Below are 14,535 nucleotides of genomic sequence, written 5' to 3'. Positions count from 1 at the left end.
GAAGTTTGTAACGTTGAAATTAATGGAGGAATAACTTTGAAATTAAACATTCCAGTACATAAAAATGAAGAATATCCAGCAAAGGTAGTGGATTTATCTTACGAAGGCAATGGGGTCGTTAAGATTGATGATTTTCCCGTCTTTGTTCCTAATGCCCTTCCTGGTGAAGAGATTACGGTAAAGATCACCAAGGTAACCAGCCACTTTGCTTGGGGACGGGTAATGGACTGGCAAACGAAGAGTCCAGACCGCGTTGATGTTAAGGATAAAAAGTATATTCAAACGGGAATCGCCTCCCTTGGTCATTTGAAATATGATGCCCAGTTGAAATTCAAGCAACACCAAATCCAAGAATTATTGGCGAAAGCACACTTAGATGAGATTGAAGTTTTGCCAACAATGGGAATGGAAAAGCCTTATCATTACCGTAATAAGGCTCAAGTACCAGTAAAAATGGTCCGCGGTCAATTAGAAACCGGTTTTTATAAGCGGGGGAGCCACAATGTAGTACCGATTGAAGATTTTTATATCCAGGATCCAGAAATCGATAAGGCCATTGTAGTTGTCCGGGACTTATTACGGCAATACCACATTACGCCCTATGATGAACAAACTGGTAAAGGTGTGATTCGCACAGTAATGGTTCGGCGAGGATACTATAGCCATGAAATGATGGTAGTCTTAGTTACGAATACGAAGCGGTTGCCAATGGAAAAACAAATCGTCGACGGAATCGTTGCCGGAGTTCCAGAAGTAAAAAGTATTGTGCAAAACATCAATGATAAGCGAACGAACCGCTTGCTCGGCGATAAGAATAAAACATTATGGGGTGCTGATGAAATTCATGATCAGCTCCTCGGGATTGATTTTGCAATCTCACCACTGTCCTTCTACCAGGTTAATCCGCAACAGACTGAACGCCTTTACCAGACAGCCATCGACAATGCTGGCTTGGACGGCAATCAAACCGTTATCGATGCCTATTGTGGAATTGGCACGATCTCCCTTGCAGTAGCTAAACACGCTAAGCAAGTTTACGGGGTCGAAATTGTTCCCGCCGCGATTGAAGACGCCAAACATAATGCTAAACGGAATGGTATTAAGAACGCCAAATTTGTTGTTGGTAAGGCGGAAGATCAATTTGCTAAGTGGCAAGCAGAAAGACTCAAACCAGATGTTGTTATTGTTGATCCACCACGGAAGGGCTTGGCTGAATCATTGATTGAAGCTACTGGTAAGATGGGCCCAAAGAAAGTGATTTACGTTTCCTGTAACCCTGCTACTTTAGTTCGGGATATCAAGCGGTTCGCTGGCCAAGGCTACCATGTAACAAAGCCAATTCAGCCAGTGGACCAGTTTCCACAGACGACGCATGTCGAATCTGTTACTGTGCTTGAGCGGGTCTAAAGTCAGTGTTTAAGTGCTGATGTTTCCAGATTGTGGAACGTAGTGAGTGGAAAAGGTTTAGAAAATTTCCTTATGTAAAGATAATGTAGAATTAAAAATCAGTTGGCTGACGCAATCATTACATATGTAATACTTTCTAAGATTAATATTTAGTAATTTCTTTTCTCACTGCTCTAAAAGAAATTAGATAATAAATTTGATAGTTAAGTAGGATTAAAAATCTTTATGGATAATTACACAATTGTTTCAATTTTTATATTAGTTACATTATTCATTGGTAAATATATTTTTGATAAAAATAGAGGTAAATTGCTCGGATCATTGTTTGATCTATTACGAGCAATTTTAAGGCTTTTTACTATACCTGTTTTTCAAATTATTATATTTTATGAAGGGGTTATTATAACAATAATTACTTTTTGTTGCTTTGAGTTTCATAACCCTGATAAATTTAAGGATTTGTATTCATACGTCTCATTTGTAGCTTTGGTAATTATACCAGAAAGTGTAAAAATAGATTTCAACACAAAAATACAACAATTAATAACGGTTAAAATTCTAGAGAAATTCACACTAGTTAGCTTTTTTACTTTTATTATGAAAGCTTTTGAGCCTAATCTATTAGTATCATTCTTTATTGTATTATTTTTTATATTTCAAACCTTCGTACAAGTAATTACTCATAATGATGAGGCTTTCCCTTTTATTATGAAATTTCTATCGTTTACGCTATTTGGTTATGCGATATATCAACTACTTACGAAATTTAGTTGTTCTTTAGTTCAGAAATTGATTATTTCTTTTACACTTCCGATTATTTTTTGGATAATTAATATTCCATTATTGTTCTTACTTAGATACCTAATGGAACTTGACAGATCAATCAATTGGATCGAAAGTAAGCACAAACTATTATTAATTTTAAAAATATTGATAATACGTTTTTATCTTATGTTCAGATTACATAAGCAAATTTTAAAAGCGAATTTTGATATAGATGATGTTAAATTAGGTGGTTTGGGGCATAAAGTTTATACTGTGACTACTGGCAGGAAACTCAATAAAAGGGAACAACAATTGGTAATTAATGGTTATAAATACTTGATATTAGACACCAAGTCTTATAAGGGAGTACATATGACTTTCCCAATAGCAGTAAATTTAGTATATAAAAATAACAAGTATTGTAATTGGCATTATAAAAATATTGATCCAGCATTTATGGATTTAGTAAGATAATGCTGGATATTATTTATTAAAGCTAATAATGATGATTTGATATAGAAGAATCCGATGGAGATAAATCGTATAACTATCACTTCACCATCATTGAACGTGAGCTTCGTGTAGCGTTGAATGATGGTGATTTTTCATACTTTTTGCAATGTTCTACAAGTAATAGCAGGTAAGAAGTAAGACGTATAACGTAGGAAATAATAAGGAGGGATAACTATGGATAATACCTTAACCGGTAAAATGTCGCAAAAGGGGCAGATTGTTATTCCAGCTGCAATTCGTAAGGCATTAGGATTGGAAAAAGGGACAGAGGTTTCATTTGAGATAAAGGGTAACGAGGTTCGAATTAAGAAATTACCAACAGCATTAGATTGGGCAGACTTAATTAAAGAAATTCCTGTTGAGGATGTTGAAATTGATAAGAATGGTCATTATGATCCTAAAAAGTCGCCTGATTTTCATGATTGGATGGTTAACGGCTAATGGAACCGATGGAAATATATATTGCCGATGTTCCTTTTGATAAAGGGAGAGGTAGCAAGGTACGCCCCGCTTTAGTAATTGAGATAGCGAACGAAAAAGTAATTGTCTTTAAGGTTACGAGTCAATATGAGAATAAATCGTCTCAAATAAAGAAAATATATTATCCAATTAAGGAGTGGAGAGCAGCAGGACTAAAAAAACAATCATATGTAGATACCCATAAGTTGTACCGCTTAGCACAAAGTTGGGTTTTTAGTCGACAACCAATTGGAAAATTAACTGATTCTGACCGCATTGGGCTTTTTGAATTTATTAAAGAGTTGGAAAATAATAAAAATTAATGCAAAAAGTGTACTAATTCTATTTTTAATGACTAGAATTAGTACATTTTTTCAAAGTTTATATTTTATTCGATATTATTTAGCAAATCCGCTAATCCCTGAGTATTCAAAGATTGTGGATTAGTTACCCAACGAGAATCTGTTCCATATTTACTAACTGCTGGGTAATAATTCAATATTTTTATACCAGAAGGAGTAATGTTGAGAAAGGATGGTTCCTTAAAATATATTTTAGTAATATGACCCCTAGGCGAAATAAGTCCCATCAATAGAATGCTTAGTAATGTTCCAACGTCATTAAGTTAAGCATAAAAAAAGAATGAGCCTTCATTTACACACTTGTGTAAGTGGAGGCTCATTCTTTGCTTTAAACTCGGTTAGTCTTTTAAAATTAACAAAAAAGGGGAAAGTCACAACCCTTTCCCCATCACAACGTAACAGTCCTAATAAAAGGAGCGTGTCACAATATGGTTAACCATACTAATATTTTAAGCGTTTTAGATGAGATTATCAATGAAACTACTGGTCATATTCATGATTTTACACACTCTATCCATGACTTTACCCGCAATCGCAAATTACCAGCTAAGGTACTAATCAAAACAATCCTTAATATGCGCGGCAATAGTCTTAATGCCGAGCTATTCGATGCCCTCCCGGATGTTAACGATCATGTTTCAGCGCCGGCCTTTGAACAACAGAAAGCCAAGTTAGCGCCAGAATGCTTTGAATATATCTTGCATCAACTTAACCAGAAAATAGTTAATCAGCGACTCCTAAATCACCATTACCATGTCATGGCGATCGATGGGTCTGACTTCGACCTACCATGGAATCCAAGTTCAGCCTTTGTTTGTGATTTTTCAAAGAACAAGCCTTATTGTCAGATGCACGTTAATGCATTATATGACCTGTTGGACAAAAGCTATCAAGATTGTGTAATTCAGCCCAAGGCAAAGATGGACGAACGAGATGGTGCTCTTGAAATGATTAACCGGCTGCCTAACAATTCAATTGTAATCATGGATCGTGGCTACCCAAGTTTCAACTTGATCGAAAATCTTAATCGACGTGTGGGAACGTATTACGTTATTCGTGAAAGATTATCAGGCAGTATCAAGGAAGTCGCCAACTTACCAGCTTGCGAATGTGATCGCCAAATCCAGTGTCGAGTAACCACCTCTAACCATTACTATATGATGAACAAAGACAAAGAACTTATCCATTGTATCAACCATCACCAGCACCATTACAAGTCTCACCATTCAAAAAATACAAGAGATACTCGCTGGGATTTTGGTACTTTTTGTGAGGTTAGCTTCCGTGCTTGTAAGTTTCAGATTGGGACAGGTCAAAATGGCAAGCACGAATGGGAAGTATTAATCACTAACCTGCCGACCAAGCAGTTTCCGCTATCGCGAATGAAGGAGCTATATCATTTGCGGTGGGGAGTTGAAACTGCTTTTTCTAAACTAAAGTATGATTTAGGGGCGATCCAGTTTCACTCGAAAAAGGATGAATTTATTGAAACAGAACTCTATGCCAATTTAATTATGTATAACGTCGTAAGCGCCACTGTCAACCAGGTCTACGTTCCACAGACGAACCATTGTCATTGGTATACGATTAATTTTAAGATGGCAACCAAGATCGTACGCCATTATTATCACAATATATGGCAGGAACGGTTTGATGAATTATTAATTCAGCTCCAAACCTATGTAAATCCAATTCGTCCAGGTCGCCGGGATAAGCGAAATTTAAAGCCGAAAAGAGCGGTTAGTTTTGATTATCGAGTTGCGTAAACAAGCAGTTTAATAGTGAGCCGACCTTATTTTAGTGTGCTTTAAACAGCTAAAACCACCTAACTGGCAATCAGAGAATTACCGATTAGGTGGTTTTACGATTGACTGAGCAATATCCTTCGTCATTGGGATACGTTTCGCTACATTTGTCAAATCAATAAATTAATGACGTTGAGTAATGTTCTTGCACTTCTTTTATTCGTAATTTCAGCAAAAATGTGACTATCCATAAAAATAGTTACTTTACGAATTTCATCAGCGGGCTCAAATTTTACCTCAAAATCAGGATTTGTTGAACAACGATAGATAAGTGCAAGCCAAGCAAAGTTATGATATCCCATTAGCTGATAGGCATTAGTTTTGTTAGTAACTAAGAAATGATGACGAAGTTGAGTTCGTAATTCTGCCCAAGTTGAATAATGTAATAAGTTAAATGAAGTATAGCTATGTCCCTTTATCTCATTATCGTGGGCAGAAAATCTTAAATAATATAGTTTCTGTTTGTACATTACATAAACATACAGGCTTTCGGTAGTTGAGGAGCCACTCACGGAGACAATTTGATAACCATTACCAGGATATGATTGACGAACTGTTGTTAATATGTCTTGATGTAATGCTCCTATTTGTGTCTTGGTTAATTTTTTAATAATAATCACCTAGTTGCAACAAAATAAATCAGTAATACTAACCTAACATAAAATTTTAATTTTTATTAGCACTATATTGCGGAAAGAATGTTTGTTTGATAAATTGATAATGAAAAAGAATGAGGAGACTAGTGTGATGTACAACACAACACAACACAACACAACACAACACAACACAACACAACACAACACAACACAACACAACACAACACAACACAACACAACACAACACAACACAACACAACACAACACAACACAACACGTTGATTATTTAGCTCAACGCCTATTTGTCAATGATTTTAAAAAGAGTTTACTAATTCTTAAAGGGTTAGTAGACTCTTTTTCTGTGCCATCTTTTTTGAAAGGTGGTGTTTGCTTTGCTTAGAGATAGTGAAAAATACAACCAACAAGTAAAGTCAAACACTGCTTTCCTAAATGAACTGAAAAATAAATTACCAGAGTTCTTTACGAAAGATGGTTCTTTTGATTTAGATAAGTTTAAGAACCAGTTAAAAGAAAAGAATGTTAATGAGCTTAGTGAAGGATACCAACTTGATTTTATCGGGAAGGACTATGCCCGGCGACAGGCTGGTGAAGTTTCTAATACGGTTATTGTTCCTGACGAGAAACAGAATCAAGGTGAGGGGAAGAATAGTAAGAACTTATTCTTTACTGGAGATAATCTTGAAGTGCTGCGTCACTTACAAAATAACTATCAGAATAAGGTTGATGTGATTTACATTGATCCGCCGTATAACACAGGAAGTGACGGTTTTGTTTATCCTGATTCTTTTGAATACTCTGATGATAAGTTGAAAGAAATGTTTGGACTTGATGATGAAAAAGTGGAACGATTGAAGAGTATTCAAGGTAAGTCTAGTCATTCGGCATGGCTGGCGTTTATGTATCCGAGATTAGTATTGGCAAAAAACATGCTTTCAGACAAAGGAATTATCTTCATTTCTATTGATGATAATGAGCAAGATAATTTGTTAGAAATTTTAAACGAGATTTATGGGGAAACCAATTTTATCACGAATTTTGTATGGGAAAAGAAAAAGAAGCCATCATTTCTAAATGGAAATGTTGGTCAAAAGTTTGAGTATGTGGTATGTTTTGCTAAAAATAGAAAATCAACTCATGCTTTCTCAGTGGAGAAGACACAAAAAGGGAAAAAATATCCATTTAATAATGCAGGAAATTCTGTAACGATTTTAACTTTTCCACCAAAGTCTGTTTCTTTTTCAAAAATTAATAATGACATAATCAAACGGCAAGATATGTCAAGTGGCAATATTAAAACTGAATTACTAAATGATGTTCAGATAGTTGAGGGTAGAAATGTTAATAAATTTTCCTTGTTAGGTGAGTGGCGTTATTCACAAGATAGGCTAAATGAGATTTTAGCGAAGGAATCTGAAATAACGATTAGTGGTGTCCCATTCAGGCCTAATCTGACAAAAGTAGGAGGAGAAATTAAGAAAATGCATAATCTTCTATCGCTCCAAAATTATCCAGTAGGTTCTAATGAGGATGCGACTAGAGAACTTATGCAACTATTCAGAGTTAATATGTTTGACTTTAATAAGCCAACTTCTTTAATAAAGTTATTGGTAAAAAGTTATACATATAATATGTCTAGTTCTATAGTTATGGACTTTTTTGCTGGTTCTTCAACCACTGCTGATGCCGTAATGCAACTTAATGCTGAAGATGGTGGCCATCGTAAATTTATTATGATCCAGCTCCCTGAAAAAACTTACCAAACAAATAAAGATGGTAAAGAAGTTCCAACAAAAGGTGGAAAAGCTGCTTATGATGCTGGCTTTAAATCCATTGATGAAATTTCTCGCGAACGTATTCGAAGGGCAGCTAATAAGATTAAGGAAGACAATGAATTGACTCTTCCTAAGGACTTTGACGGTAGTTTCAAACATTACCGGGTAGTTAATCCAGCTAACCAGACTCTTGAAGATATTGATGACTTTGATCCTAATAACACTAACCTGTTTACTAACATGGTTGAAGGCTTCTCTAGTAACAGTTTAAATGTTGCCGGGGATGCAAGTGGTGAACAGACGATCTTAACAACTTGGTTAGCCCAAGATGGATATACCTTTGATACTGAGGTGGAAGATAAGCAATTTGATAATTATCATGCTCACCTCGTCGATGATCGTCTTTATCTAATTAACGAAGGCTGGAGTAGTGATCAAACTAAAGAACTGCTTAATCAACTAGGGAAAAACGAACTCCATCTTCAATCTATTGTACTTTTTGGTTATTCATTTAACATTGCTGAGTTACGTGAACTGGAGAGTGGCTTAAAGCAATTAGACAGTAAAGTCACATTAATCAAGAGGTACTAATGCCATGAAGATTAAACTTGAAACTTTACAACACCAAACAGACGCACTTGCAGCGATAGATAAGGCTTTCCCTGGTATGGACATGATGAGTAATAATCCAGATGCTAATTATATTTATGCCAATCCATTAATCAGATATCGTTATAACGATAAGGCTAATATTGACATCAAAATGGAAACAGGTACTGGTAAGACCTACGTTTATACCCGAATGATGTATGATCTTCATCAAAAGTATGGATTATTTAAATTTGTTATTGCAGTACCAAGTCCTAGCATTAAGGAAGGTGCCCGCAGCTTTATTACCAGTGATTATGCTAAACAACACTTCAGTGAATTTTATGAAAATACCCGTATTCAACTAAATGTTATTAACGCGGGTGATTTTAGTGCGCGATCAGGGCGGCGTAATTTTCCAGCGCAACTATCTGAATTTGTTGAAGCGACTCGACAGAATACCAATCAAATTGAAGTTTTGCTGGTTAACCAGGGAATGCTGCACTCTAAGTCGATGCATCGTGATGACTATGACCAAACTTTATTAGGTGGCGAAACATCTCCTATCAAAGCTATTGCAGCTACTCGTCCCGTGGTAATTATTGACGAACCACAACGTTTTCCACGGGGAAAGAAATTTTACGAAGATATTGAAGGAATGAAGCCCCAGTTGATTGTACGCTTTGGAGCTACTTTCCCAGAAATGACTAGTGGTCGTGGTAAAAATAAAGTTACCAAGATTGATTATTATCGTGGTGAACCACAGTTTAACTTAGATGCGGTTGATAGTTTTAACCAGGGCTTGGTTAAAGGAATTGACATTGACTATCCTGATATGCCAGAAGAACGAGCTAGCAACTTATATAAGGTTAAGCAAGCTAAGGCTAAAGAATTAATCCTTTCCAAAGGTAGTAAAGAATATACACTTGGTGTCGGTGAAAACCTTGCTGATATTGATCCAGATTTTCAAGGTAATATTACTTATGCGGGTGGAACTGATCATGAATTATCCAATGGATTGGCTTTAGCTAAAGATATGAAACTAATTCCTGGTACTTTTGCACAAAATTATCAGAAAGAGATTATTTCTCAAGCATTGGACTGTCACTTCAAGGCAGAAGAAGAAAATTTTCTTCGTCCTAACTCTGGTGATAATGCACCTAAAATTAAGACTCTATCTTTATTTTTTATTGACAGTATTTCTAGTTTTCGTGGTGAAAATCATGGCAAAGGATGGTTGGCCCAAGATTTTGAAAAGATCTTAACTGAAAAGTTAAAGAAATTAATTGGTCGTTATGAGATGGCAATCGATGATCGGGAAAAGGAGTATCATTCTTTCTTGCAAGCAACCTTAAAGAGTCTTCAGTCCGAACATCAAGATGTTTATGCCGGGTACTTCAGCGAAGATCGTGGTAGTTCTGATACTGATATCCAGGCTGAAGTTGAGGATATTCTTAGTAATAAGGAAAAGCTGCTCAGTTTTAGGGATAAAGATGGTAACTGGTTGACTCGACGTTTCTTATTTTCTAAATGGACGCTCCGTGAAGGCTGGGATAACCCCAATGTTTTCACAATTGCTAAACTACGGACATCCGGCTCGGAGATTAGCAAGATCCAAGAAGTTGGTCGTGGATTACGTTTACCAGTTGATGAAACTGGACACCGCCTCAATCAAGATGAGTGGCAGAGTAGACTTTCATTCCTAATTGGTTATGATGAACGTGACTTTGCACAGAAACTAGTTGGTGAAATCAATGACGACTCACCAATTAAACTAAATCAGGAAGAACTCACTGATGAAATGATTAAGCTAATTGTTCAGGAAAAGAAAAAAACTGATCCGCAATTTACCGAAGATCAGTTACTTGATGATCTGGATGATCACAATGTAATTACTCGTTCTAACAAGTTTAAAGAAAACGTTGAACTAGGTGGTCAAACGATGTCTGGCTATGATGCATTGTGCCAACTTTATCCTGAACTTGAACAACAGACGAAAGTTGCTAAAGGTAAAGTCCGTGACAAAAATTCTAAGGATAATACTGTGGTTAAACTACGCAAGCAAAACTGGCAACAACTAAAGAATTTGTGGGTGCAGTTAGCTCAGCGGCAAATGATTAAGTTTGATCCTTCAGTTAACCAGGTAGCTGAAACTGTAGCACGGGATGTTTTCAAAGATAATGACAACAAGATTTTTGTTTTGCAACGTCCACAAATGGTCCACCAAGAAGTTGTTACTGATGAAGGCTCAGCTTCTGTCCGGGAAACTCAGACAGATTACAATACAGAATATCTAACCATGAATTACGGTAAATTTCTTAAAATTTTAGCTAAACAAACTGACTTACCAGTGAACTTACTTAACAATTTGATGATTAAGGCAATTAAGCGTCTGAGAAATAATACTAACTATATCAACGAAAAAACATTAGGTAATTTAATTCGAACCTTTAACAATCAGTTTAACGAGCGAATCAAGACGTCCTACAGCTATGAACCCTTAGACTTTTCAACATCAACTTCAATCTACAATGCTAAAAAGCATGAGTTTGTGGACTCAGTTCCTGCTAGTGTGCTAGGCGTATATCAGTCAAATTCGGTGTCTGATGAAAAGTATTTGTATGATCGACCACCGCTTCGTTATGACAGTGCTGATCCGGAATTAAAGATTCTACAACGGTCATATGGTCCTAAAATTAGTGTTTTTGGGAAACTGCCAAAGAAAGCAATTAAGATTCCACGCTTTGATAATGGGACGACCACGCCGGACTTTATTTTTAAGATTGATCATGGTAATAAGTCAATTTATCTGATGATTGAAACAAAGGCAGAAAATATGAGATTTGATGATGCAGTTATCGGTAAAATTCAGGAGAAGTATTTCAAGTCGCTCAAAGATTCTGGATTTTATTACCGAATGGCAACTAGTGAACAAGAAGTCCACGATTTGATTAATAAATTGGAAAATAGGGAGTTGAATTAAGATGTTGTCGCTAATCGAATTAGCTAAAAAGGGAAAGCTGGAAAAAACAGGCGCGAAACCTAAGTTGCCAATCAAAGTTGACGGTGTAAGTTCAGAAACTCTTGATGTCTATAAAATTCCTTTAGAGTACCTTTACTACAATGACAAGAATGGACGAATTGCGACTGGTACTTCACAATATCAAGACGAATTGCATCCAACAAGTGATCAAGAGGATCCACGATACAATAATTTTGTTGCTAAGTTGATTGAACAAGATAATTCATCAGCACTGAAACGGACAGAAAAATCAATTCAAGATTCTGGTCAGCAGGTTTATGGCTATGTGCTTGATGATGGACGGATTATTGACGGTAATCGTCGTTACACCGCCTTACGTAATATTCATCAAACGACAGGTAGGACGGTTTATTTTGAAGCCGTTGTTTTGCCATTTTCATATGATAATACTACTGAACGAGCCAAAATTAAGAAACTTGAATTAGCCATTCAGATGGGAGTGGAAGAACGACAAAATTACGATCCGGTTGACTTAGCTGTGGATATTTATCAAACTACTAGTGGCAATAATCCAATTATGACTCAGGTAGACTATGCAGCTGACTCTCATATGCGACCAACTGAAGTGAAAAAGTATTATGATGGCGCAGTGTATATGAAGAAATTTCTAGAGTTTATTGGTGCTCCAGAGAATAATTTCAACATCATCAAGGAAAGCAAGGTTTGGTCACTTTTTTATGAAATGGGTAAATCACTGTCCAAAAATTTTGGCGATGATCCTGAATCGCAAGTTCGTAAAAATGAAACCATGAATTCATATTTTGGAGTTATTCTTTATCAAATTCATGTTGGGGTTAGTGGAAATAGTGCCCGTACTCATATTCGTGAATACGGTAAAAACATTGTCGATAGTGTAGATAATGAAGACTTCAATGATGATGTTGCTGACGTAGTGGATGACTTATCCGATTCGCTTCAGGATGCTGAAATTCATACAACTTCAGATTTAATGCAGAGTCTGACGGATGAAAATGAAACGGTCGAAGCTTTAGGCGATACCTTTGATACTTATATGCGAAATGCTCGTAATAGTGAATCCGTAGATAAATTTATTCGTAATATCAAGCAAAATGTGAAATACTATCATGATTTGAATGAAGATGGTGGTTTAATCGGGAGTCTACGCTACAACGAGATTAGCGAAGATCAGTTAAAAGAACTCCAGAAATATATGAGGGATTTAAATCAATTAAGCAAGGAGTTGTTCAGTAAATATGGGGATGAAATCAGATAGTCCAATCATCATCAAGAATGATAAAGGCCAGTTCCAATTAATAGACGATACTCACCATACTCTAGAAACCAAAACAGCTCAACGGGGGTTAACAATATTTGCTCCTTATTTTGAAGATCCTAAGCAGCGAATATTTAAAGAAGATTTGACTTATGTTCAGTTACTAGAATTAGTAAAAAAACTTAATCGACGTTTAGAACGTAAAGGGTTACCTGAGGTTGAAACTAGTAATAAGTTCGATCAATTTGTACAACAACGCCAGTACTATATTAAAGAACAAAGTCAGGCAGGCTTAACTATTAAAGATGGTGATCCTCGCTGGTTGCATGAGTTTGAAAATTTCAAGAAAGTAGTTAGTCAAGAGATTACGCGGCCATTAAAGCCAGAACAAGAAAAGGCTAGTTTCTTCATGACTGTCATGAAGAGAGCAGCTAACTTTTCAGTGCCTGGTGCTGGTAAAACCGCGATGATGTATGGAACTTTTGCTTATTTGTCTAGTTCTCAAGTAAATGAAGTTAATAAACTTCTAGTGGTGTCACCCTTAAATGCCTTTGCAGCTTGGCGAACAGAATTCCAAGAAGTTTTTGGATCTAAGCGAGAACTATATTACCTTAATATGCGGGATAAAAAGTATAGTAACAATCCTGGTGCGATTAAACATGATTGGGTTCAGGCTGATGTGATCACCATCAATTATGAATCGCTCCAAAACAAGTTAAATATTATTAATGATTTATTGGATGCTAAAACGATGCTAGTTTTTGATGAGGTTCACCGAGTTAAAGGTGTTGGTGGTCAACGAGCAAAAGCCGCATTAAGTTTAAGCCAAGCTCCGCACTATCGTTATGTTCTAACAGGTACGCCAATCCCAAATGGCTTTAGGGATATCTATAATTTCTTGCATTTGATGTATCCAGATGAGTACTCTTCATTCTTTGCTTGGGATTTGACCACATTAAACAATATTGATCCTGAAGATGTGAATAAGAAACTATCACCATTCTTCTGGCGAACCAATAAACAAGATCTACATGTACCCAAACCAGACCCAGATATTATTAAAGAAGTGAAACCGTCAAAGAATCAGCAATTGTTATCGCAGGCAATTTATGAAAATGAAAATGGTACTTTAGCTACTTTCATTAGATTACTGCAAGCTTCAACTAACCCAGAATTACTAGCAACTAACATCAACTATAAAGAATTAGGTTTAGTTGATGCTGATTCGGGAGTTTGGGATAAACAGGGTTCTACTGTTGAAAAAGAAAATGCCAGTAGTGGTGAAGCATACAAAAAATTCAATTTAACTAAGATAGAAGCTCCTAAATTTGAAATGGGCATTGACCTAATTGACAAATTAGTTAGTCAAGGTAAGAAAGTCCTAGTTTGGGGGATGTTTGTTGGCACAATGCAAAAGATTACAGATACTCTTAATGGTATGGGGATCAAGACTACTTTAGTTTATGGTGCGACCCCTAAGCAGGAACGTGAAGGAATGATTAACAACTTCAGAACGGGGGATGCCCAAGTACTAGTTTCAAACCCTAATACTTTAGGCGAATCAATTTCTCTTCACCAAACAGTACATGATGCTGTTTACTTTGAATACAATTTCAATTTAACTTTTATGCTACAGTCGCGAGATCGTATTAATCGTCTGGGATTACCAGCAAATCAATATACTCGGTACTACTACTTGATAACCAAGGGTGATGTCGCTCATATGGGATTTATTGATAATACCGTTTATAAGAAGCTAAAAGATAAAGAAAGAGTTATGCTTGATGCAATCGATGGTCAACTACTCGTGCCCGAATATACAGATGATTATCTACAAGAAGTTAAGGATATCGTAATGGGGCGGTATAAGTAATTTGTAATAGACCCAAATCCAGGAGATAATATAACTAGAAGAATATCCAAATATTTTTATTTTGGTGGATTGTAAGGTTAGGTATTCATTATATTGA

11 protein-coding genes are annotated in these 14,535 nt (G+C 36.1%); 10 read left to right on the top strand and 1 reads right to left on the bottom strand.

The window, feature by feature from the left end:
* Positions 1-36: 36 nt before the first annotated feature.
* From rlmD to LMC10_RS04580, 5 genes are all read left to right on the top strand, one after another.
* Positions 37-1,407: a 23S rRNA (uracil(1939)-C(5))-methyltransferase RlmD gene (gene rlmD, locus LMC10_RS04600; protein ID WP_229269080.1), complete on the top strand. Its 1,371-nt coding sequence runs from the start codon at positions 37-39 to the stop codon at positions 1,405-1,407.
* A 225-nt stretch (positions 1,408-1,632) separates the two neighbouring features.
* Positions 1,633-2,646, top strand: coding sequence for a hypothetical protein (locus LMC10_RS04595; protein WP_229269079.1), 1,014 nt, complete (start codon positions 1,633-1,635; stop codon positions 2,644-2,646).
* Between the two features lie 213 nt (positions 2,647-2,859).
* The gene (locus LMC10_RS04590; RefSeq protein WP_229269078.1) at positions 2,860-3,126 is read left to right on the top strand and encodes an AbrB/MazE/SpoVT family DNA-binding domain-containing protein; all 267 of its coding nucleotides are present in this window, start codon (positions 2,860-2,862) and stop codon (positions 3,124-3,126) included.
* Positions 3,126-3,467 (top strand): type II toxin-antitoxin system PemK/MazF family toxin, encoded by a 342-nt coding sequence (locus tag LMC10_RS04585; protein ID WP_229269077.1) that lies wholly within the window; start codon positions 3,126-3,128, stop codon positions 3,465-3,467. Before LMC10_RS04590 ends, LMC10_RS04585 begins: the two co-directional genes overlap by 1 nt.
* A 467-nt stretch (positions 3,468-3,934) precedes the next feature.
* A complete protein-coding gene (locus LMC10_RS04580; protein WP_229269076.1) occupies positions 3,935-5,272 on the top strand; it encodes an IS4 family transposase in 1,338 nt (445 codons plus the stop codon).
* A 149-nt stretch (positions 5,273-5,421) separates the two neighbouring features.
* On the opposite strand, the gene LMC10_RS04575 is transcribed toward LMC10_RS04580, so the two are convergent.
* Positions 5,422-5,931, bottom strand: coding sequence for a hypothetical protein (locus tag LMC10_RS04575; protein ID WP_229269075.1), 510 nt, complete (start codon positions 5,929-5,931; stop codon positions 5,422-5,424).
* 127 nt (positions 5,932-6,058) lie between these two features.
* On the opposite strand from LMC10_RS04575, the gene LMC10_RS04570 reads away from it, so the two are divergent.
* The 5 genes from LMC10_RS04570 to LMC10_RS04550 are packed head-to-tail and all read left to right on the top strand — an operon-like array spanning position 6,059 to position 14,438.
* The gene (locus LMC10_RS04570; protein WP_229269074.1) at positions 6,059-6,307 is read left to right on the top strand and encodes a hypothetical protein; all 249 of its coding nucleotides are present in this window, start codon (positions 6,059-6,061) and stop codon (positions 6,305-6,307) included.
* Positions 6,300-8,291, top strand: a complete 1,992-nt coding sequence (locus tag LMC10_RS04565; RefSeq protein ID WP_229269073.1) for a site-specific DNA-methyltransferase — start codon at positions 6,300-6,302, stop codon at positions 8,289-8,291. The genes LMC10_RS04570 and LMC10_RS04565 overlap by 8 nt, the downstream gene beginning before the upstream one ends.
* A 4-nt stretch (positions 8,292-8,295) precedes the next feature.
* Positions 8,296-11,271, top strand: coding sequence for a type III restriction-modification system endonuclease (locus LMC10_RS04560; protein WP_229269072.1), 2,976 nt, complete (start codon positions 8,296-8,298; stop codon positions 11,269-11,271).
* 1 nt (position 11,272) lies between these two features.
* Complete coding sequence (locus LMC10_RS04555; RefSeq protein WP_229269071.1) at positions 11,273-12,565, top strand: hypothetical protein; 1,293 nt, start codon at positions 11,273-11,275, stop codon at positions 12,563-12,565.
* The gene (locus LMC10_RS04550; protein ID WP_229269070.1) at positions 12,546-14,438 is read left to right on the top strand and encodes an SNF2-related protein; all 1,893 of its coding nucleotides are present in this window, start codon (positions 12,546-12,548) and stop codon (positions 14,436-14,438) included. The genes LMC10_RS04555 and LMC10_RS04550 overlap by 20 nt, the downstream gene beginning before the upstream one ends.
* Positions 14,439-14,535: the final 97 nt, after the last annotated feature.

Source organism: Limosilactobacillus reuteri subsp. simiae (assembly GCF_020784875.1).
In the GTDB taxonomy this organism is placed as follows: Bacteria; Bacillota; Bacilli; order Lactobacillales; family Lactobacillaceae; genus Limosilactobacillus; species Limosilactobacillus reuteri_H.
Note: the sequence above shows the minus strand (reverse complement) of the source record. Positions and strands in the feature narration are given on the sequence as shown.